Source organism: Azospirillum tabaci, assembly GCF_014596085.1.
In the GTDB taxonomy this organism is placed as follows: Bacteria; Pseudomonadota; Alphaproteobacteria; order Azospirillales; family Azospirillaceae; genus Azospirillum; species Azospirillum tabaci.
In genome coordinates, this window is record NZ_JACCJY010000004.1 from 1 (window position 1) to 21,366 (window position 21,366).

The 21,366-nt window shown below is 70.3% G+C and carries 18 protein-coding genes; 7 read left to right on the forward strand and 11 right to left on the reverse strand.

What is annotated here, in order from left to right:
- Positions 1–1,620 (reverse strand): tetratricopeptide repeat protein (locus H0B54_RS06815; RefSeq protein ID WP_188259744.1); only part of this gene is annotated, 1,620 nt, incomplete at its 3' end.
- Positions 1,621–1,680: 60 nt separating this feature from the next.
- Positions 1,681–3,585 (reverse strand): tetratricopeptide repeat protein, encoded by a 1,905-nt coding sequence (locus H0B54_RS06820; protein ID WP_188259745.1) that lies wholly within the window; start codon positions 3,583–3,585, stop codon positions 1,681–1,683.
- Between the two features lie 148 nt (positions 3,586–3,733).
- On the opposite strand from H0B54_RS06820, the gene H0B54_RS06825 reads away from it, so the two are divergent.
- From H0B54_RS06825 to H0B54_RS06835, 3 genes are all read left to right on the forward strand, one after another.
- Positions 3,734–4,543, forward strand: a complete 810-nt coding sequence (locus tag H0B54_RS06825; RefSeq protein ID WP_246472384.1) for a class I SAM-dependent methyltransferase — start codon at positions 3,734–3,736, stop codon at positions 4,541–4,543.
- Positions 4,544–4,547: 4 nt separating this feature from the next.
- Complete coding sequence (ubiB, locus tag H0B54_RS06830; protein ID WP_246472385.1) at positions 4,548–6,089, forward strand: 2-polyprenylphenol 6-hydroxylase; 1,542 nt, start codon at positions 4,548–4,550, stop codon at positions 6,087–6,089.
- Positions 6,090–6,209: 120 nt separating this feature from the next.
- Positions 6,210–6,941 (forward strand): cytidylate kinase-like family protein, encoded by a 732-nt coding sequence (locus H0B54_RS06835; protein ID WP_188259746.1) that lies wholly within the window; start codon positions 6,210–6,212, stop codon positions 6,939–6,941.
- Here H0B54_RS06835 and H0B54_RS06840 read toward each other — a convergent pair.
- Positions 6,896–8,704 carry an extracellular solute-binding protein gene (locus tag H0B54_RS06840; RefSeq protein ID WP_188259747.1) on the reverse strand — a complete coding sequence of 603 codons (1,809 nt, stop codon included), beginning with the start codon at positions 8,702–8,704 and terminating at the stop codon, positions 6,896–6,898. The genes H0B54_RS06835 and H0B54_RS06840 overlap by 46 nt on opposite strands.
- A 148-nt stretch (positions 8,705–8,852) precedes the next feature.
- On the opposite strand from H0B54_RS06840, the gene ppa reads away from it, so the two are divergent.
- On the forward strand, positions 8,853–9,410 hold the full coding sequence (gene ppa, locus H0B54_RS06845) for an inorganic diphosphatase (protein ID WP_094301459.1): 558 nt from the start codon (positions 8,853–8,855) through the stop codon (positions 9,408–9,410).
- 94 nt (positions 9,411–9,504) lie between these two features.
- On the opposite strand, the gene H0B54_RS06850 is transcribed toward ppa, so the two are convergent.
- Positions 9,505–10,446 (reverse strand): L-lactate dehydrogenase, encoded by a 942-nt coding sequence (locus H0B54_RS06850; protein ID WP_188259748.1) that lies wholly within the window; start codon positions 10,444–10,446, stop codon positions 9,505–9,507.
- 297 nt (positions 10,447–10,743) lie between these two features.
- On the opposite strand from H0B54_RS06850, the gene H0B54_RS06855 reads away from it, so the two are divergent.
- Entirely contained in the window at positions 10,744–13,428 is a 2,685-nt protein-coding gene (locus H0B54_RS06855) for a bifunctional acetate--CoA ligase family protein/GNAT family N-acetyltransferase (protein WP_188259749.1), read from the forward strand.
- A gap of 316 nt (positions 13,429–13,744) precedes the next feature.
- On the opposite strand, the gene H0B54_RS06860 is transcribed toward H0B54_RS06855, so the two are convergent.
- Positions 13,745–14,734 (reverse strand): 2-hydroxyacid dehydrogenase, encoded by a 990-nt coding sequence (locus tag H0B54_RS06860; protein ID WP_188259750.1) that lies wholly within the window; start codon positions 14,732–14,734, stop codon positions 13,745–13,747.
- 230 nt (positions 14,735–14,964) lie between these two features.
- Between H0B54_RS06860 and H0B54_RS06865 the strand changes: the two genes are divergently transcribed.
- Positions 14,965–15,519 carry an SH3 domain-containing protein gene (locus H0B54_RS06865; protein WP_094301455.1) on the forward strand — a complete coding sequence of 185 codons (555 nt, stop codon included), beginning with the start codon at positions 14,965–14,967 and terminating at the stop codon, positions 15,517–15,519.
- 20 nt (positions 15,520–15,539) lie between these two features.
- Here H0B54_RS06865 and H0B54_RS06870 read toward each other — a convergent pair whose 3' ends face one another.
- The 5 genes from H0B54_RS06870 to H0B54_RS06890 all read right to left on the reverse strand — a co-directional run bounded on the left by H0B54_RS06870 (position 15,540) and on the right by H0B54_RS06890 (position 19,679).
- Entirely contained in the window at positions 15,540–16,133 is a 594-nt protein-coding gene (locus H0B54_RS06870) for a DUF3501 family protein (protein ID WP_188259751.1), read from the reverse strand.
- Positions 16,130–16,549, reverse strand: coding sequence for a rubrerythrin family protein (locus H0B54_RS06875; protein ID WP_014238831.1), 420 nt, complete (start codon positions 16,547–16,549; stop codon positions 16,130–16,132). Before H0B54_RS06875 ends, H0B54_RS06870 begins: the two co-directional genes overlap by 4 nt.
- Before the next feature lie 183 nt (positions 16,550–16,732).
- Positions 16,733–17,167: an iron response transcriptional regulator IrrA gene (gene irrA / locus H0B54_RS06880; RefSeq protein WP_094301453.1), complete on the reverse strand. Its 435-nt coding sequence runs from the start codon at positions 17,165–17,167 to the stop codon at positions 16,733–16,735.
- Positions 17,168–17,303: 136 nt separating this feature from the next.
- Positions 17,304–18,701 carry an NAD(P)H-dependent flavin oxidoreductase gene (locus H0B54_RS06885; RefSeq protein ID WP_246472387.1) on the reverse strand — a complete coding sequence of 466 codons (1,398 nt, stop codon included), beginning with the start codon at positions 18,699–18,701 and terminating at the stop codon, positions 17,304–17,306.
- Between the two features lie 228 nt (positions 18,702–18,929).
- On the reverse strand, positions 18,930–19,679 hold the full coding sequence (locus H0B54_RS06890) for a glycerophosphoryl diester phosphodiesterase (protein ID WP_188259753.1): 750 nt from the start codon (positions 19,677–19,679) through the stop codon (positions 18,930–18,932).
- Between the two features lie 65 nt (positions 19,680–19,744).
- On the opposite strand from H0B54_RS06890, the gene H0B54_RS06895 reads away from it, so the two are divergent.
- The gene (locus tag H0B54_RS06895) at positions 19,745–20,797 is read left to right on the forward strand and encodes a lysine-2,3-aminomutase-like protein (protein WP_188259754.1); all 1,053 of its coding nucleotides are present in this window, start codon (positions 19,745–19,747) and stop codon (positions 20,795–20,797) included.
- Here H0B54_RS06895 and H0B54_RS06900 read toward each other — a convergent pair whose 3' ends face one another.
- Positions 20,798–21,352: a TspO/MBR family protein gene (locus tag H0B54_RS06900; protein ID WP_188259755.1), complete on the reverse strand. Its 555-nt coding sequence runs from the start codon at positions 21,350–21,352 to the stop codon at positions 20,798–20,800. It abuts the gene before it with no gap.
- Positions 21,353–21,366: the final 14 nt, after the last annotated feature.

The window sequence follows — 21,366 nt, forward strand, 5'->3', positions numbered from 1 at the left end:
CCGCGGCGAGCGCAGCGCGTCGCCGGGAAAGCGCGGGTTGCCCGCCCAGACCAGCCCGACCCGCAGCCCCGGCCCGTCCGCCAGCCGCTCGCTCCAGGCGGCGGCGCGGCGCGGATCAGGCTGCAGATAGGGCACGCGGGCGGGGATCGCCTCCAGGCTTGGACAGAACAGGCCGGCCAAGCTCATCAGCGGGATCTGGACGTCGGTTTCGGGCAGGCCGCTCACCCCTGGAAAGTTGGACGCCCGCGGGATCACCGTCACCCGCACCGGGTCGGTGTTGTGCTCCAGCAGGGACAGCAGCGGTCCGTGGGACTCCAGGAAAACGCGCGCCGGTCCGCTCCGCAGAACCGCGTCGAGGAAGCGGACGAACTGGATGGTGTCGCCCAGACCCTGTTCCGCGTGGATCAGGATGGTCCGCCCCGCCAGATCCGAACCGTCCCAGAGCGGCTGGCGGAAGGGCCGGTGCTGCCCGGCCAGGGCCTCGCTGCGCCAGCGCCATTCGTACTCCGCCCAGCCGGCGGCATAATCGCCCAGGCGCAGCAGCAGATGGGCCAGATTCCAGTGGGCGGCGACCAGTTGCGATGCCACGCGCATGGCGCTGTGAAAAGCCTCTTCCGCTTCCCGCGGGCGGTCGAGCTGCACCAGGGCATCGCCACGGACGAGTTGGGCTTCGGCAAGGTCCGGGGCCAGCCGCAGCGCCCGGTCGGCCAGCCGCAACGCCCGCGCGCTCTCCTCCGCTTGGGTCGACAGCGCGCCGAGGTTGGATAGGGCCGGCGCGTGCGCCGGGTTGCAGGCCAGCGCCGCGCGGCCGGCCGTCATCGCCTCCGCCCGCCGCCCCTGGGCGGCCAGCGCCAGCGCCAGCTTGGCGTGGGTCTCCGCCTCCTGCGGAGCCAGGGCGCGCGCCCGGCGGGCCAGCCGTTCCGCCGCCGCCGCGTCTCCTCCGTCGAGCCGGCACAGCGACAGGTTCCACAACGCCAGGGTCTCGGACGGCAGGACGACGAGGATCCCGCGCAGCAGCCGGGCGGCCTCCGCCGCCTGACCGTCGCGGTAGAGGGCGGCGGCGTGGGCGGAGAGGATCGGCACGCCCACCGCCTCCGCCACCGGACGGGTGAGCCGCGCCACCGCCCGCCCGGTCTCCCCCCGCTCCAGAAGCGCCCGCCCCTCCCGCGCCACCGCCCGGTCGGCGAGGTAGCGCGCCTCCAGGCTGTCGGGTTGGAGCGTCAGGAGGCGTTCCAGCGTCAGCAGCGACTCGCCGTGCCGCCCGACGCTGCGGCAGGCCAGGGCGAACTGGAACAGCGCCGCCGCGTGATCGGGCTGGAGCGCCAGCGTCCGCCGCAGGGCAGCCACCGCCCCTTCCCCATCCTCCAGGATCAGCCGGACGCGGGCGAGGTCGTAGCGCAGGCCCGGGTTGTCGGGATCCAGCCCGATCGCCCCCACGAACAATGCCGCCGCCAGTTTCGGCCGGTCCGTCTGGCCGTAGAGCACGCCCAGCAGATGCAGCGCGGTCGCCTGATGGGGATCGGCGTCGAGGATGCGGCCATAGAGGATCTCGGCCTCGGCCAGACGTCCGGCCTCGTGATGGTCGAAGGCGATGGCCAGGGCTTCCGCGATTGTCGCCATGTTTCCGTGCCGGGCCGTGGGAGGGAGCGAAGGAATGGGAGGGAGCGCAGGGTAGCAGAGCTATGGGAAAAGCGCGCGCAGCCGCTCGGCCACGGCGTCCAGCGGCGCCCGCCAGTCCCCCGCCGCCGTCTGCCGGAACAGGCGGGCGGAGGGGTACCAGGGCGAGTCGTCCCGGCCGACCAGCCAGCGCCAGTCCGGCGCGTGGGACAGCAGCAGCCAGACCGGATGCCCCAGCGCGCCGGCCAGATGGGCGGTGGCGTTGTCGATGGTGACGACGAGGTCCGTGGCGGCGATCTGCGCGGCCAGCCCGTCCAGGTCGTCCTTGCGGTCCAGTCCGGGCGGCAACGCGATGGCAATGCCCTCCGCCGCCAGGGCGGCCACGTCCCCCGCCCAATCGCCGTATTGCAGCACCACCATGTCGGCGCCCACGGCGTGCAGCGTGCGCGCCAGATCGGCCAGCGGCACGTTGCGCAGACGCGCCCATTTCGGGTTGGTGGTGTGCCAGGCGATGCCGACCAGGGGCCGCCGGCCCCTCCGCCGAAGCGCCGGCACCCGCGCCGGATCGGCGGTCAGGATCGGGCGGAGCCGGCGGACATCCTCCTCGGCGCGCAGCAGCAGGCGCGGCAGGCCGCCCGACGGGATCTGCGCGGCAATGTCGGGGGCGGATAGGCGCGGGTCCGGCAGCGGGCCGCGCGGCACCACCTCCACCTCCGGCAGCGAGCGGGCGAACAGCGGCGCCAGCCGGGCGTCGCATTCCAGCAGACAGCCGGCCGACGCCCTCGTTGATGATTGCGTCTCCTCCGTTGACGATTGCGTCAACAACGGGAGCAGAGTGGCGAACATCAGCTCGTCGCCGACCCCCTGCTCGCCCCAGACGAGCAGCCGTCCGCCGCCGAGCGGCTGCCCGGTCCACAGCGGCTGCGGGAAGCGCCCGACGGTGCGGCACCAGGGCTCGGCAGTCCAGCGGTCCTCCCAGGCGTCCCAGCCCTCCGCGAAGCGCCCGAGCGCCAGCAGCGCCGAGGCCCGCGCCAGCCGCGCGTCGGCCAGGGCGGGGTCGCGGGCGAGCGCCGCCTCGGCCTCGGCCAGCGCCGCCTCCGGGTCACCGCAGAGCGTGTGGGCGTCGGAGAGATTGTTGCGGATGGGCGCCGACTCCGGCTGGAGCGCCGCCGCCCGCCGCAGGGCGTCCCGCGCACAGTCCGGATCACCCTGCCCCTTCAGCACGTTGGCCCGGTTGTTCCACAGCGCGGCGTCGGCGGGGTCCAGCGCCAGACCGCGCTCATAGGCGCCGCGGGCGGCGGGCAGCGCGCCGCGGTCCTTCCGCCGCGCGCCCAGCTGGTTCCACAACACCGCCCGCTCCGGGTCGAGCCGCAGGGCACGGCGCAGCTCCCCCTCCCCCGCGTCGGGCCGCAGGGCCAGCGCCCCCAGCAGACCGACGTCGTCCGGCGCCAGCAGCGCGGCGATCCGCCGCTGGACCAGCGCCTCGTCCGCCCGGCCCAGCGCGTCCAACGCCTGGGCGCGGTTGATGCGCGGATCGGTCAGCCCCGGCCGAACGGCCACCGCCGCGCGCAGGGCCTGTTCCGCCGCGGCCGGATCGTTGGCGGCCAGCCGGCGCACCGCGAAATTGTTGAGAAGCGCCACGCGCTCCGGATCGAGGGCGGCGGCGCGGGCCAGCGCCTCCGCCGCCGCGTCGAAGCGGCCCAGCGCCTCCAGCAGGCTGCCGTGGTTGGCGTGCAGGTCGGGCTGGCTTCCGCCCTGGAGGTCGGCTCCGGCGATGGCCTGCTCGACCAGCGCGCAGCCCTCCTCCAGCCGCCCGCATTGGGCAAGGAGCAGGCCGCGCAGATGCAGGGCCGGCGGATGGCCGGGAACGGCGTCGAGGATCTGCCCGTAGACCGAGTCGGCCTCGGCGAAGCGCCCCTCCCGCTGGAGGTCGAAGGCGACCAGCAGGGCTTCCTGCAGCGTGGCCATGGTCCCCCCGTCCGTCCCCCATCGTCCACCCGCGGCACGGTGGCGAAGGCGGGCCGCCGGGTCAAGCCCGCAAAAACCGCGCGCCGGGGGTGCGTCACGGCAACGCCCCGGCTGGCGCAAGCCCAGACCGCGCGCTATGTTGCGCGCCATGACCGATCCGCGCACCCCCTCCGCCCCGTCCCAGCCCGCAGCTCCGGCCCAGGCCACCGGCGTGTCCGCCGGGGCCGAAGGGAACTGGTTCGGCTACCGCCCCGTCGACCCCGACGCCAAGTCCGGCCTCGTCCGCGCCGTCTTCGACAGCGTGGCCGGGCGCTACGACCTGATGAACGACCTGATGTCGGGCGGCATCCACCGGCTGTGGAAGGACACGCTGATGGAGATGGTCGCCCCGCGGGCCGACATGACGCTGCTCGACGTGGCGGGCGGCACCGGCGACATCGCCTTCCGCTTCCTGGAGCGCGGCGGCGGGCGGGCCGTGGTCTGCGACATCACCGAGTCGATGGTCCGGGTCGGGCGCGACCGCTCCTACGACCGGAACCTGCTGACCGGCGTGAACTGGACGGTCGGCGACGCCGAAAGGCTGCCCATCGCCTCCCGTTCGGTGGACGCCTACACCATTGCGTTCGGCCTTCGCAACGTCACGCGCATCGACGCCGCGCTTTCCGAGGCGCGCCGCGTGTTGAAGCCCGGCGGAAAGTTCTTCTGCCTGGAGTTCAGCCACGTGGTCCTTCCGGTCCTGCGCGAGATCTACGACGTCTATTCCTTCCAGGTCCTGCCGCGGCTCGGCCGCATGGTGGCGGGGGACGAGGACAGCTACCGCTATCTGGCGGAGAGCATCCGCCGCTTCCCCGAGCAGCAGGCCCTGGTCAAGCGCATCGAGGCCGCGGGCTTCGGCGCGGTGCGCGTGCGCAACCTGACGGGCGGCATCGCCGCCATCCATTCCGGCTGGCGGATCTGACCGGATGCTGTTCCGGACCGCCCGAAACATCGGCCGCCTCTTCGTGATCGGCCGCACGCTGGCGCGCTACAACGCGCTGCCGGAAACGCTGCCGCAGACCGCCCCCGGCTTCGCGCTGTTCTGGCGCTGGGTCGGCAACGCCAAGGAGCCGGGCCGCGTCGGCCAGCGGCTGGCCCGCGCGCTGGCCGACCTGGGGCCGACCTACATCAAGCTGGGACAGCTGCTGTCCACCCGCTCCGACCTCGTCGGCGAGCGGATGGCGCTCGATCTGGCCGAGCTTCAGGACAAGCTGCCGCCCTTCCCCGGCGCCCAGGCCCGCGCCATCGTCGAGGAGGAGCTGGGCGCTCCGATCGGCAAGCTGTTCCGCAGCTTCGACGAGGTGCCGGTCGCCGCCGCCTCCATCGCGCAGGTGCATTTCGCCGTCACCGCCGACGGGCGGGAGGTCGCGGTGAAGGTTCTGCGGCCGGGCATCGAGAACGCCTTCGAGCGGGACATCGACCTGTTCTACTGGCTGGCCGAGCTGGCCGTCATGGTCATGCCCAAGCTGAAGCGGTTGCGCCCGCGCGAGGTGGTGGACACCTTCGCCCGCACCTCCCGCCTGGAGATGGAGCTGCGGATGGAAGCCGCGGCGGCGTCGGAGCTGGGCAACAATTTCAAGGACGACCCCACCTTCAACGTGCCGGCCATCGACTGGGACCGCACGGCGCGCCGCGTCCTGACGCTGGAGCGCATCCGCGGCTTCAAGGTGGACGAGTCGGAAAGGCTCGACGCCGCCGGCTACGACCGCGACGAGATCCTGGCGAAGGCCTCGGCCAGCTTCTTCAACCAGGTGTTCCGCGACGGCTTCTTCCACGCCGACCTGCATCCCGGCAACCTGTTCGTCACCCAGGACGGCAACATCACCGCCGTCGATTTCGGCATCATGGGCCGGCTGGACCGGGCGACGCGGACCTACCTCGCCGACATGCTCATCGGCTTCCTGACCGGCGACTACCGCCGCGTCGCCGTGGTGCATTTCGAGGCGGGCTACGTCCCCCGCCACCAGTCGATCGAGGTCTTCACCCAGGCCTGCCGCGCCATCGGCGAGCCGTTGCAGAACAAGCCGCTGAGCGAGATCTCCGTCGGCCGGCTGCTCGCCCAGCTCTTCGCGGTGACCGAGCAGTTCGAGATGGAGACCCAGCCGCAGCTCCTTCTGCTTCAGAAGAGCATGCTGACGGCGGAAGGGGTGGGCCGCATCCTGAATCCCGACATCAACATGTGGGAGCTGGCGCGCCCGCTGATTGAGGACTGGATGCGCGAGAACCGCGGGCCGGAGGCCCAGATTCTCGACGATCTGGAGGCCGCGGTGTCGACGTTCCGCCGCCTGCCGCGGCTGGTGAACCAGGCCGAACGCGCCGCCGCCGAGCTGGCCGACGGCGGTCTGCGCCTGCACCCCCACTCGATCAAGCACATGCTCGACCGCTGGGTGGAACGCCGGATCAGCGAGCGCATCGCCCTGTGGATCATCGTCGTCCTGCTGACGGTGATCGCGGTCCGGGTTCTGTAGGGCCTTTTCGGCGGCGCGCGGAAGGGGTGCGACCGCGTGCCCCTCCCCCTTGGGCGTCGTTGACCCCGCCGCCGCCCGGCCGGACACTGGAGGCGTCGCAACCGTTCGCGGAGGGAAGCCATGGCCCGCGACGAATTCCAGGCGCTTCTGACCTACATCCGAACCGACCAGCTTCAGCCGCACCGGCCCCGCTCCGGCCCGCTGGAGTCCCCGCCCCCCGTCGTCACCATCGCCCGCGAGCACGGCACCGGCGGCGAGGCGATCGCGGCGAAGCTCGCCGAGTCGCTGGGGGTGTCCTGCTTCGACAAGGAAATCCTCGACGCCGTGGTGGCCACGGCCACCTCCGATCCCGCGCTGATGCGCCAGCTCGACGAAAAGCTGCCGGGACGGGCGGGAATGTTCCTCTACGCCAGCCTGATGGGGCTGCACGACCCGCTGACCGAGTACCAGCGGCTGCTGACCCGCGTGGTCAACGGCATCGCCTTCCGCGGCGGGGTGATCGTCGGGCGCGGGGCGCATCTGCTGCTGCGCGGGGCGCCGCGCTTCCGCGTCCGCATCGTCGGCTCGGACGAGGTCTGCGCCGCGCGGCTGGCCGGCGGCGATCCCGCCAAGGTCGCCGACGCGCTGCACGAGGTGCAGCGGATCAACGCCGCCCGCGCCAAATATTTCAAGCAGTTCTTCAAGATCTCCAACGCCGATCCGCTGCAGTACGACCTGATCGTCAACACCGACCGCTTCGAGGACCTGAACGCCGTCGTGGAGCTGATCCTGCACGCCTACCGGATCCATGATGGGCATGGGGAGGCTCAGCCGCCCTCTTCGATCCACCAGGACTCGACCAGCGGGCCGTAGAGGGGCGTCACCTCCGGGTGCTTCAGCCGCGACCAGCGGGCCATGCGGTCGGCCGGGCTGTGGAACAGCGGCACCATGTAATGGCCCCACAGCAGCACCCGGTCGAGCGCGCGGACGCGGGCCACGAGGTCGGCGCGCGTCCGCGCCTCGGCGATGGAGGCGGCGATGGCGTCCACCGCCGGGTCGCGGATGCCGGGATAATTGCGGCTGCCCGGCTGGTCCGCCGCCTCGGAGCCGTAATAGTAGAGCTGCTCGTTGCCCGGCGAGAGGCTGGAAATCCACCAGCGCAGGGTCATGTCGAAATCGAAATGATCGAGGCGCGCCTGGTACTGGGCGTTGTCCACCGTGCGCACCGTGGCGGCGATGCCCAGCCGCTCCAGCGAACGGGCGTATTCCAGCGCCACCCGCTCGTCCGCCGGATTGCCCAGCAGGATTTCGAAGGCGAAGGGACGCCCCGCCCCGTCCGTCAGCCGCCCGCCGCTCACCCGCCAGCCGGCCTCTGCCAGCAGGCGCAGCGCCTCGCGCAGATTGCCCCGCGCCCCCGCCGGGCCGCTGCCATCGATGTGCGGCAGGGTGAAGGGCTTGATGAACAGCTCCGGCGGCAGGCGGTCGCGGAAGGGCTCCAGCACCGCCAGTTCCTCCGGCCCCGGGAGACCCTCCGCCGCCAGTTCGGAATTCGGGTAGTAGCTCGCCGTGCGGACCAGCGCGCCGTGGAACAGGGTCTTGCCGATCCAGGCGAAATCGGTGGCGAGGCCGAGCGCCTGCCGCACCCGGATGTCCTGGAACGGGGGACGCCGCGTGTTGAAGATCAGCCCGCGGGCGAACTCCGGACGGCGGTGCGGCAACTCCTCCAGCACGACCCGCCCCGCGCGCAGCGCCGGACCATCGTAGCCGGTGGCCCATTTGGCGGGGTCGGATTCCCGCCGCACGTCGCCCTGCCCGGCCAGGAAGGCCTCCAGAGCCACCGAGTCGTCGCGGTAGTAGGTGAAATCCAGCGTGTCGGCGTTGAACAGCCCGCGCCGCGCCGGCAGGTCCCGCCCCCAGTAATCGGCCACCCGCTCGTAGACGATGCGGCGCCCGGCCTCCGCCTGTTTGATCCGGTAGGGGCCGCTGCCCAGCGGCGGGTCGAGCGTCGTGGCGGCGAAGTCCCGCCCCGCCCACCACGCCTTGGCATGGACCGGCATCAGCCCCATCAGCAGCGGCATCTCGCGGTCGAAACGCCCGTCCGGGCCGGGGGCGAAGGCGAAGCGGACGGTGCGCTCGTCCGGCGCCTCGGCGCTCGCCACCTTGGCGTAATACTGGCGGCGGTTCGGCGTGCCGTGGGCGCGCTGCACCTCCAGCGAGAACAGCACGTCGGCGGCGGTCACCGGGGTCCCGTCGTGCCAGCGCGCGGCGGGGTTCAGGCGGAAGACGGCGGCGCTGCGGTCCTCCGGCACCTCCAGGCTCTCGGCCAGCAGGCCGTAGAGCGAAAAGGGCTCGTCCCACGAACGGGTCAGCATCGTTTCGAAGACGAAACCAAGCCCCAGGGCCGGCACCCCCTTGACCACATGGGGGTTCAGCGTGTCGAAACCGCCGGTCACCGCCTGGCGCAGCGTGCCGCCCTTCGGCGCCGCGGGATTGGCGTAGGCGAAATGCGCGAAGCCCGGCGGATAGGCGGGGTTCCCATGCATGGCGATGGCGTGGACAGCCTTCGCGGGGGTTTCAGCCCGTGCCGCAAGGGGAAAAAAGGCGAGACAGAGCAGCGCAAGAAGGATGAGAGGCATGGCGAAGGCTCGTCCCTTTGCCGCACCTGCGCAAGTGGCTTTGACTTATGCCCGCTTCTGCCTAAACTCCGCGCGCGCGGCGCCGGGAGCTTTGGCCCGCGTCCACAACCAAGCGCAACCCGCTTTTGCAGTCGAAGGATGGTTTTCCATGGATCTCAGCAAGGTTCCGGTCGGCAAGAACGCCCCGTGGGACGTGAACGTGGTCATCGAGATCCCGTTGCGCGGCGAGCCGGTGAAGTACGAGATCGACAAGGAGTCGGGCGCGATGTTCGTCGACCGCTTCCTGCACACCGCCATGTACTACCCCTGCAACTACGGCTTCATCCCGCACACCCTGTCGGGTGACGGCGACCCGGTGGACGTCTGCGTGGTCGGCCGCCATTCGGTCATCCCGGGCGCCGTGCTGCGCTCGCGCCCGATCGGCGTGCTGTTCATGGAGGACGAAGGCGGCGAGGACGAGAAGCTGCTGGCCGTTCCGGTCGACAAGCTGCACCCGTTCTACAGCAACGTGAAGTCCTACAAGGACCTGCCGGAGATCACCACCGAGCAGATCGCCCACTTCTTCCAGCACTACAAGGATCTGGAAAAGGGCAAGTGGGTGAAGATCCTGCGCTGGGGCGACGAGCAGGAAGCCGCCAAGAAGATCCAGGAAGGCATCGAGCGCGCCGCCGCCGCCAACAAGGGCCAGCCCGGCCCGGTGGTCTGACGCGCCTCTCGACTGGACGGGTTGCAAGGGCCGGCTCCGCACCGCGGGGCCGGTCCTGCAACGCGGACCGGCCCCGCTTTCTCCCCTCACCCGATCACGGCAGCGACTTCTCCACCGAGGTCACCGCTTCCTTCAGGATCTCCGCGCTGCGCTTCAGCGCCGCGGTCTCCTCGTCCGACATGTCGGGCATCACCGTCTCCAGGACGCCGCCGGCCCCGATCACCCGCGGCAGCGACAGCGCCACGTCCGGCACCCCCAGCACCTCGTCGTTCAGGATGGAGCAGGTCAGCACCGCGCGCTCGTCCCCGGCGATGGCCGCCACGATGCGCGACAGGCCGCCGCCGATGCCGAAGGCCGTGTGGCCCTTGCCGTCGATGATGCGGTAGGCGGCCCGGCGCACGCCCTCGTCGATGGCGGCGCGGTCCTCCGCCGTCAGGGGGCGCTTCAGCCGCTCGGCGCCACGGTCCACCGGCAGGCAGGCCACGGTGGCGCCGGACCACAGCAGGACTTCCGAATCGCCATGCTCGCCCACCACATGGGCGTGCACCGACTTCGGCGTCACCCCCAGCCGGTCGGCCAGCAGCGCGCGGAACCGCGCGGTGTCGAGAATCGTGCCGGAGCCGATCACCCGCGACGGCGGCAGGCCGGAGATGCGGGTGGCGATCTGCGTCATCACGTCCAGCGGGTTGGTCGCCACCAGCAGGATGGCGTCGGGCGCCGCCGCCAGGACCGCCGGGATGATGGCGCCGAAGACCGCCGCGTTGCGCTCCAGCAGTTGCAGGCGCGTCTCGCCGGGCCGCTGCGCCACGCCGGCAGCCAGAACCACCACGCCGGCCCCGGCCAGCGCCTCATAGCCGCCGTGGCGCACCTGGGCGGCGCGGGCGAAGGGCACGGCGTGGGCGATGTCCTGCGCCTGGGCTGCGGCCAGCTTCTCGTTCATGTCGACCAGCACGACCTCGCTGGCCGCACCGCTCATCACCATGGCGAATCCCGCCGTGGCGCCCACCGCGCCGGCCCCGACGATCCCGACCTTCATGGCTCCCGCTCCCTGATTTTCCGTTGAGGGTCAACAGGGTGGAGCATCGCGCCCGCACGCTCAAGCCCCGATGAGCGGCGGGGATATCCGGTGCGGAAGAGGGGCGCGACAAAGGGCGCCTGTACAAAGGTATGACCAATGTGTATGTTGCACCGCAACATGAGCGGCGATCGGTCGCGTTCCCGTCCTGCGATTGCCTCCTTACCGCTGATTGCAAGTCAACGGCCCCGGTCCGATCTCTAGCGGAATGGCGGCTGTTCGAGCCTTGCTGTGTGAGACGAACTCCGGAACCCGGCCATGACCGTTCGCAACCTCGACCGCCTGTTCAAACCCGCGTCCATCGCTTTGATCGGGGCGACCCGAAAGCCGAACACCATCGGCGCCGTGGTGGCCCGCAACCTGTTCAACGCCGGGTTCGACGGTCCGATCATGCCGGTGACCGGCGAACGCGCGGTCGAGGGGGTGCTGACCTACAAGACGGTGGACGAGCTGCCGATCACGCCGGATCTGGCGGTGATCTGCACCCCCGCCGCCACGGTGCCCGCCACCGTCGACGCGCTGGGCAAGCGCGGGACCAAGGCGGCCATCGTCATCTCCAGCGGCTTTTCCAAGGAGCAGACCCAGACCCTGCGCGAGGCGGCGAAACCCCACCTGATGCGCGTCCTGGGCCCCAACAGCCTGGGCATCATGGTGCCGGGACGCGGGCTGAACGCGAGCTTCGGCCATGTCACGCCGAAGAAGGGCGACGTGGCTCTGGTCGCGCAGTCGTCCATGGTGGTGACCTCGATCGCCGACTGGGCGACGGCGCGGGGGATCGGCTTCTCGCACCTGATCTCCATGGGCGACAAGGCGGACGTCGATTTCGGCGACCTGCTGGACTATCTGGCCGGCGATGCCACCGTGCGCGCCATCCTGCTCTACATCGAGAGCATCAGCGACGCCCGGAAGTTCATGTCGGCGGCGCGCTCCGCCGCCCGCCAGAAGCCGGTGATCGTCATCAAGTCCGGCCGCACCGACGAGGCGCTGGAGGCCTCGACCTCCCACACCGGGGCTCTGGCGGTGTCCGACGCCGTCTATGACGCCGCCTTCCGCCGCGCCGGCATCCTGCGCGTCACCGGGCTGGACGAGCTGTTCGACGCGGTGGGCACGCTGGGCACCGGGGCGCCGATCACCGGCGACCGGCTGGCCATCCTGACCAACGGCGGCGGGATGGGCGTGATGGCGACCGACAGCCTGATCCTGTCCGGCGGGCGGCTGGCCCAGTTCGCGCCGGAGACGATGGACGCGCTGGAGAAGGCGCTGGGCGCCGGCAGCGCCCGCAACCCGCTGCGCATCGGCGGCGACGCCCCGCCCAAACGCTACGCCGACGCGCTGAACGCGCTGATGGCCGACCCCAACAACGACGCCGTGCTGGTGCTGAACTGCCCGACCGCGGTGACCGACGGGCTGGCCGCGGCGCAGGCGGTGGTCGACACCATGATCGCCAACAAGACGCGCAAGCACCCGGTGCTGACGAGCTGGCTGGGCGACAACACCGCGGCGGAGGCGCGCAAGCTGTTCGCCGCCAACCGCGTCCCCACCTACGACACGCCCAGCCACGCGGTGCGCGCCTTCCTGCATCTGGTGGAATACCGCCGGAACCAGGAGCTGCTGATGGAGACGCCGCCGTCGGTGCCGGAGGACTTCCAGCCTGACGGCATCACGGTGCGCAAGATCATCTCGCGCGCCATCGCCGAGAAGCGCGACTGGCTGAGCGAGTATGAGGCCAAGCGCGTGCTCGCCGCCTACGGAGTCCCGGTGGTGGACACCCGCCGCGCCGACACGCCGGACGAGGCCGCCCACTGCGCCGAAATGATCGGCGGGCCGCTGGCGCTGAAGATCCTGTCGCCGGACATCACCCACAAGTCGGACGTCGGCGGCGTCGCCCTGCACCTGACCGAGCCGGCGGAGGTCAAGGCCGAGGCCGAGGCCATGCTGGCCCGCGTGCGCGAGGCCGTTCCCGACGCCCGCATCGAGGGCTTCACCGTCCAGGAGATGGCGGTGCGCGCCGACGCCTACGAGCTGATCGTCGGCATGACCGAGAACGAGCTGTTCGGCCCCGTCCTGCTGTTCGGCGAGGGCGGCATCGGGGTGGAGGTGGTGGAGGACTATGCGCTGGCATTGCCGCCGCTGAACATGAAGCTGGCGACGGAGCTGATGGGCCGCACCCGCATCTGGCGCCAGTTGCAGGGCTACCGCTCGCGCGCCGCGGTCGATCTGGAAGCGGTGGCGCTGACGCTGAACAAGATCTCGCAGCTCATCGTCGACTTTCCGGAAATCGCCGAGCTGGACGTCAACCCGCTGCTCGCCGACGCGGAGGGCGTGCTGGCGCTCGACGCCCGCATCAAAGTCGGCGTCCCGGCCCTGCCCGGCGCCAAGCGTCTGGCCATCCGCCCCTACCCCAAGGGGCTGGAGGACCGCATCACCATCAAGGACGGCCGCCAGTTCCTCGTCCGCCCCATCCTGCCGGAGGACGAACCGCTGGTGCACCACATGGTGGCCAATCAGACGCAGGAGGATCTGCGGCTGCGCTTCTTCGCGCCGCTGAAGCGGCTGTCGCACCAGGCCGCCGCCCGCCTGACCCAGATCGACTATGACCGCGAGATGGGTCTGGTCGCCGTCGGGCCGGACCCGGAGACCGGCGACACCATCATGTACGGCGTGGTGCGCATCACCGCCGACCCCGACAACCTGCGCGCCGAATACGCCGTGATGGTGCGGTCGGACATGAAGGGCCAAGGGCTGGGCTACCAGCTGATGAACAAGATCCTGGACTACGCCCGCTCCCGTGGGATCAAGGAGGTCTACGGCGAGGTCCTGCGCGAGAACACCAACATGCTGGGCATGTGCCGCGCCCTGGGCTTCATCCGCAAGGAGAACCTGGACGAGCCCGGCGTGGTGGAGGTGCGGATCGAGCTGGGCGGCGGGCTGGCTGCGGAGTAACCGCGGCTCCCCCTTGGATGGCGCCCCCGTCCGACGCGCACACACTTCTCGCGGCCAACATGGTCGTCGAGTTCGGGAAACGTCTCCGCCGGCCCTGCCGGGCGCGGGTCGAGGCCGGCATCCGCCTGCCCGATCGTGACGATGCCTGGTTCCAGGTCGATGTTGCCGTTCCGGGTGGACCAACGTCGAGCAAGCCGGGAACGATGGCCGCGACGTCATCGGAGGCGGAACGCTGCGCTTCCCCTCGGTCGGGATCGAGATTCCCGTGGCCGTGCTGTATGAGGGCGTCCTGTAGACGCCCTCTCCGCACACAGCGTTACAGCAGCGTTTCCAGGACGCGGTCGGGCGGGGCGTGGCCGTCCGCGAAGGTCTTGATGTTGATGATGACCTTCTCGCCCATGTCGATCCGGCCCTCGATGGTGGCGGAGCCCATGTGCGGCAGCAGGACCACGTTGTCGAGCCGCAGCAGCTTGGGGTTCACCGCCGGCTCATGCTCGAACACGTCCAGGCCGGCACCGGCGATCTCGCCCTTCGACAGCATCCGGGTCAGCGCCGTCTCGTCGATCACCTCGCCGCGCGAGGTGTTGACGATGAAGCAATGCGGGCGCAGCAGCTTCAGCCGCCGCTCCGACAGCAGATGGTAGGTGGCCGGGGTGTGCGGGCAGTTGATGGACACCACGTCCATGCGCGCCAGCATCTGGTCCAGGCTCTCCCAATAGGTCGCCTCAAGCTCCTGCTCGACGTCCGGATAGACGCGGCGGCGGTTGTGGTAATGGATCGACATGCCGAAGGCCCGCGCCCGTCGCGCCAGCGCCTGCCCGATGCGGCCCATGCCGAGGATGCCCAGCCGCTTGCCCTGGATGCGGTGGCCGAGCATTGTCGTCGGCCCCCAGCCCTTCCACTGGCCGGAGCGGACCAGCCGCTCGCCTTCCGCCACCCGGCGGCCGACCGCCAGAAGCAGGGCCATCGTCATGTCCGCCGTGTCTTCGGTCAGGACGCCCGGCGTGTTGGTGACGCTGATGCCGCGTTCCCGCGCCGCCTTCAGGTCGATGTGGTCCACGCCGGTCCCGAAGGAGGCGATGAGGCGGAGCTGCGGCCCGGCCTTCTCGATCACCTCGCGGTCGATCCGGTCGGTGACGGTGGGGACCATCACATCGGCCGCCTGCGCCACCTCGATGAGTTGCGCGTGGGTCAAGGGTTCGTCGTCGGAGTTCAGCCGGGCGTCGAACAGCTCCATCATCCGCGTCTCGATGACGTCGGGCAATTTCCGGGTGACGACGACGAGCGGCTTCTTCTTTTCGGTCATTGGACGGTGCCTCCCCCATTCCGGGCCGACGCTTGTCCTATCAAGCGGCTGGGAAGCTGTCCAGATGGCAGTGACGATTCGGCGCGGCGGTCAGCCTCATGAACAGACCCGCCATGTGACAAGAACCGACGCCGTGCGCCCGCCCGCGCCTAGCGCTTGCCCCCGGCGGCTACCCCTAATTATAGTGCCTCCGACTTAAATCCATCCGATCTCACAGCACGGGGCTGCCGGTGTTGCCGTTGCCGACGACGTCTGCCATCCGCCGCGCTCTCGCCGTTCTGGCGCTGGCCGTCGCAGCCTTGGCGCCGGTCACGCCGTCCACCGCCGACGCCTCGGAAGGCGGGCGGCGCGAGAAGGACCCGACCCACGCGTCGGGCCTGCCGATCCCCCGTTTCGTGTCGCTGCGCTCGGGCGAGGTGAACGCGCGCACCGGCCCCAACGTGCGCTACCCCATCGAATGGGTGTTCACCCGCAAGGAAATGCCGGTGGAGATCACCCAGGAATTCGACACTTGGCGCCGCATCCGCGACTGGGAAGGCAGCGAGGGCTGGGTGCACCAGAGCATGCTGTCGGGCAAACGCAGCGTCGTCATCACCGGCGACATCCGCACCGTCCGCAAGGAACCCCACAGTGACGCCGCCGTCGTGGCCCGCGCCCAGCCGGGCGTGATCGGCTGGCTGCGCAAGTGCAAGGGCGAGTGGTGCGAGGTGGACCTGAAGGGCTATCGCGGCTGGATGACCCGCGGGGAGTTCTGGGGCGCCTACAAGGACGAGACGTTCGAATAACGGGCGGGCAACAGCGCCCTTTACCCGAAATCCCCCGCAAGCTCCGCCCGCACCGCCTCCGGCATCACCGCCATGTGGCCGTACCGGGGATGGCCGATGCCGAGGATCACCTCCGTCCCGGGAGTGCGGAAGGCGGCGATCTGCTCCGGCGTGAAGTCGAAATGCACGAAATGGACGGCGGACGCCTTGCCAGCCTCGTTCGTGCGTTCCACGTCCTCCTCCGGACGGGCCGCGACCGTGTGGCCGGCGAAGCGCAGCGTCACCGTCCGCTCCACCCCGCCCAGCCGGCCAAGCTCGGCGGCGCGCCGCACCGGGTCGGCGATCTCGAACATCACCGTGGCGACCAGTTCCTCCCCCTTGGGGATCAGGCCGTTGTAGGCGCGAAGCTCGCCGTCGATCTGCGCCTCGCCGCCCCGCTCGATGAAGAGCATCTCGTGGACCTGCTGCCACATCGTCTCGTAATTCTCGAAATGGACGAGGGCGTAGGGGCCGACCGCGACGCGGCGTTTCCTCTTCACGGCGACCAGCGCGCTGCGGCGGGCGGCGCGTTCAAGGGCGTAGCGGTCCAGGGGGAGGATGTCGGCGCGGGTGATCTCGGTCCGGCGCACCGTCATGACGACAGCTGGTCCAGCATCCTCTGGAACCGCCCGGCGTGGCTCCGCTCGGCCTTGGCCAGCGTTTCGAACCAGTCCGCGACCTCCTCGAAGCCTTCCTCGCGGGCGGTGCGGGCCATGCCCGGGTACATGTCCGTGTATTCGTGGGTCTCGCCGGCGATGGCGGCCTTCAGGTTGCTCACCGTGTCGCCGATGGGCAGGCCGGTGATCGGATCGCCGGCCTCCTCCAGAAACTCCAGATGGCCGTGGGCGTGGCCGGTTTCGCCCTCCGCGGTGGAACGGAAGACCGCGGCGACCTCGTTGTGACCCTCCACGTCGGCCTTCTGGGCAAAATACAGGTAACGGCGGTTGGCCTGGCTCTCACCCGCGAAGGCCGCCTTGAGGTTCTGCTCGGTCTTCGTGCCCTTCAGCGACATGGCGGCGTTCTCCAGACGGGGTTCTGTCCGGCCCGGCCGCGCGCGGGCGTGGGGCCTCCGGCGGCCGAGCCTCGGCTACGGCTTATGCCATTGCTCCCAAAACGCGTCAATGTTCCGGAAATTCTCCGAAGACCCGGTTGGGAGACGGATTTTTTCCAGCAGCAGCCGTCGGCCGCATGGCCCTCAGCGGTCGTCGCCGCCCTGGTCCGCGCTCAGCCGGACGATCACGTCCACCCGCGCGATGCGCGTGCCCGGCGGGGCCGGCGGCAGATGCTGCACCACCACGTCGTCACCGGGGATGTCCTCCAGCCGGCCCGTTCCTTCCAGGAAGAAATGGTGATGGTCGCTGATGTTGGTGTCGAAGTAGGACTTGCCCGCCTCCACCACCACCTCGCGCAGCAGGCCGGCGGCGGTGAACTGGTTCAGCGTGTTGTAGACCGTGGCCAGCGACACCCGCAGGTCCGCCCCCATCGCCTCAGTGTGGAGTTGCTCGGCGGTGACGTGGCGGTGTTCCCCTTCGAACAGCAGGCGGGCCAGCCCCAGACGCTGGCGCGTCGGGCGGAAACCTGCCGTCTGCAGGCGGTCGAGGGCGCGCTTGAAGGGTCGGGTGCCAGTCATCGTCGTCTGTTCGCCGTGGTTCAGGTCACAAAGTCGAAACGCGAAACGGACCGCGGCGATCCGCCGCAGCCCGCTCACTTTAGAACGATTTCAGGTCAGGGGGCAAGCGCCCCCCGCAAACCCGCGGCCGCCGGCGTCAGTAGCCGGTGGCGATCCGCTCGACCAGCTGCTTCACGGTCGGGATGAACCCGTCCTTGTAGTAGGGGTCCGACGCGAAGCGGAAGGCGTTGTGACCGGCGAACATGAGCTGATTTTCGCAGTCGTCGGTGTGGCTGACCGCCTGGAGGGTCTTCTGGATGCAGTAGGAGCGCGGATCGGCGCGCTTGCCGTTCGTGCCTTCCTCGTTCTGCGCCCAATTGGAGAAGTTGCAGGCCGACAGGCAGCCCATGCAGTCCACCTGGTCGCGATGGATGCGCTCCGCCTGCTCCGGCGTGACGAAGATCACCGTGCTGTCCGGCGTCTTCAGGCCGCTGGTGAAGCCCTGGGACAGCCAGCCCTCGGCGCGGGCCTTGTCCGTCTCGGTCACATAGACCGGACGGCCACGCGGCCCCAGCGGCAGTTCGGCGGAATGCTCGCCCACGGGCTTGGGCAGATAGGCCACTTGACGCTCCGACCGGGCCATCAGGTCCATCAGGAACGGGTTCTTGACGGCGGAGGAATAGAAGCCCGTCGGCGAGAAGCGGTTCAGGAAGACGTCGCCTTCTTTCAGCGTCAGCAGACGCTGCTTCCAGGCGTTGGAGATCGGGCTCTCCTGGGTCAGCAGCGGGCGCGTGCCGAACTGGAAGGCCACCGGGCCGAGGTCGGGGTTGTCGATCCAGTCTTCCCAGTCCGACAGCCACCAGACGCCGCCCGCCATGACGATGGGGGTGTCGTTCAGGCCGAAGCTGTTCAGCATCTGGCGCAGCGCCAGGACGCGGGGGAACGGATCCTCCGGCTTCAGCGGGTCCTCGGAGTTGGACAGACCGTTGTGGCCGCCGGCCAGCCACGGATCCTCGTAGACCACGCCGCCCAGGTTCTCGCGGAATTTGTGGTAGGCGCGCAGCCACAGGGCGCGGAAGGCGCGGGCCGAGGACACGATGGGGTAGTAGTGCACGCCGTAGCGCACCGCGATCTCCGCCACGCGGTAGGGCATGCCGGCGCCGCAGGTGACGCCGTGGATCATGCCCTGCGAGCCTTCCAGCACGCCGTGCAGGATGTGTTCGGCGCCGCCCATCTCCCACAGGACGTTCATGTGGATGCGGCCCTGGCCGTTCGACGTCTCGTGCGCGATGCGCGCCTGCGCGATGCCGCCCTGGATGCCGAACTTGATCAGCTCGTCATGACGTTCGCGGCGGGTTTTGCCGTGATAGACCTGCGGCAGGAGATTCCCGTTCTCGTCGTAGCTGTCGGCGTTCACGCCCGAGAATGTGCCGATCCCCCCGGCCGCCGCCCAGGCGCCCGAGCTTTCCCCGTTGGAGACGGCAATTCCCTTGCCACCCTCGACGAGCGGCAGAACCTCCCGGCCAGACATCAGCAACGGCTTAAGCGCCTTCAACGAAACCTCCAAGACCATGAGAGCGCCCGCGCGTGGGCGCCCGGACAGCGCGACCCGAAAGACGACGAAAAACTCCGCCGGGAGTCCTGCCCCCGACGGCCCGGCCGCCATGAGCGATCTATATATGAGGAAATTTCCGTGCGGACGAGCGGATTCGCGGTGTTAGAAAAAAATCTGTCACGGCGACTTTTCCCCAAACGTCAACCGACGGTCCCAAGGGCAACCGCTTTACGGGAGCGTCTGTTTGGCCAGCTCGGCCGCCAGTCGGCCCGGCGCGTCGGTGAAGACGCCGGCCACGCCCCAGCCGAACAGCGTGCGCGCCCGCGCCGCCTCGTTGACCGTGTAGGCCAGCACCGGGCGCCCGGTGGCGCGGTAGGCGGCGACGCTCTCCGCCGTCTGGCGGTTCTGGTGGACGTTCAGCGTGGCCGCGCCGATGCGGTCGGCGATGGCCGCCCAGTCGGCGGGCGGGTCCCACAGCAGGTAGCCGCGCGGGATGTCCGGCGCCAGATCGCGCGCCACCTCCAGGCAGGGCACCTCGAAGCTGGACACCAGCAGGGGCAGGCCGCCGGGCCACAGCCGCTTCAGCAGATCCAGCGCGGCTTCCGCCGTCGGCACCTCCTGGCCGGGATAGGGTTTGATCTCCAGATTCAGCCCAAGGCCCAACTTGCGGATCAAGCCCAGCGCCTCCTCCAGGGTCGGCACCGTTTCGCCGGCGAAACGGGCGTCGAACCAGGAGCCGGCGTCCAACGCCTTCAGCTCCGCCAGGGTCAGGTCCGGCACCGGACCGGCGCCGCTGGTGGTGCGTTCCAGCGTGTCGTCGTGGATCAGCACCGGCACGCGGTCGCGGGTGAGCATCACGTCCACCTCGACCCAGGCGGCGCCTTGGCGGGCGGCTTCGCGCAGGCTGGCGAGCGTGTTTTCCGGCGCGCTTTCCTTGGCGCCGCGGTGGCCGATCAGGCGGGGAAGAGTCGACAGCATGGGTCCTGCGGGAGTAAGAGCGGGCCTCTCATACTAGGCGCAAAGCGGTGGATCGGGAACGAGCGATGAAGGCAGCCCACAGCGTGACCGATCTGGTGGCCGCCGGGCTGATGACGCCTGCGGCGGGCGAAGCCGTGGCCGCCGTGGCCGACCGCTACGCCATCGCCCTGACTCCGTACCTGTTGGGAGCGCTGGAGAACGCCGCGCCCGGCGATCCCCTGTACGCGCAGTACATCCCCTCCCCCGAGGAGGCGTACACCGCGCCGGAGGAACGCGAGGACCCCATCGGCGACGTGGTGCGCAGCCCGGTGAAGGGCATCGTCCACCGCTATCCCGACCGTGTCCTGCTGAAACCGCTGCACGCCTGCGCGGTCTATTGCCGTTTCTGCTTCCGGCGGGAAATGGTCGGCCCCGGCGGCGAGGCCCTGTCGCCCGAGGAGCTGGACGCCGCGCTCGCGTATGTGCGTACGCATCCCGAGGTGTGGGAGGTCGTGGTGACCGGCGGCGATCCCCTGCTGCTGTCGCCGCGGCGCCTGTCCCACATCGTCCGCAGCCTGTCCGACATCCCCCATGTCGGGGTGGTCCGGCTGCACACCCGCATCCCGGTCGCCGACCCGGCGCGCGTCACGGCGGAGCTGGTCGAGGCGCTGAAGGCACCGGAACTGGCGACCTGGATGGCCGTCCACGTCAACCACGCCAGCGAGTTGACGGAAGAGGCGCGCGGCGCCTTGGCCCGGCTGGCCGATGCCGGCATCCCCTTGCTGGGCCAGACGGTGCTGCTGAAGGGCATCAACGACGACGCGGCGGCGCTGGAGGCGCTGTTCCGGGGGTTGGTGCGCAACCGGATCAAACCCTATTACCTGCATCACCCCGACCTCGCCGCCGGCACCAGCCATTTCCGGCCAACCCTGGCCGAGGGACAGGCGCTGGTGAAGGGACTGCGCGGGCGCGTCTCCGGCCTGTGCCAACCGACCTACGTGCTGGACATCCCCGGCGGGCATGGCAAGGCGCCCGCCGCGCCGGGCTGGGTGCGGCCCGACGGCGAGGGCGGCCCCAACGGCGAAGGTGGATACTTGGCGGAGGATTTCACCGGGGCGACGCACCGCTACCGCGGCTGATCAGCGCGTCCCCAGCCCCGGCCCGAGCCCGAACAGCGGGTCCGGGTTCAGGACGACGCCATGGACGGCGACGATGGAGGCGAAGCCGGTCCACAGCACCAGCGGCATCCAGCTCGCCGCGATGGCGCGGTCGTCCAGCCAGACCAGCAGCACGCAGGTCGAGGCGATGATGAAGTAGGCGATGGTCCAGGCCGCCGCCAGGATCGGGCTTCCCATCGTGAAATAGGCGAATCCGAAGCTGGCGTAGAGCAGCCAAAGCGCCCCCTGCATCCCGATCAGTGCCGGGCGCCAGCGGATCGTCCAAGGCGCGTTCAGCAGCCGGACGCAGCCCCAAAGCTGGATCAGGCTGATGCTGAACCAGACGACGGGAAAGGCCCAGCCCGGCGGCTGCAGCGGCGAGGGCTGATAGCCGGGAAAGGGCTCCCCGCCCCGCTCGAACACGCCATAAGTGTTGGTGAGCAGCCAGAAGACCAGAGCCTGCCACCAGTACACGCGAAAGGGCAGCGGGCCGGTGTCGGTTGCGGGTTCCGTCGGAACGAAGGAGCGGTGGTTCATGCCTTAGGAAATGG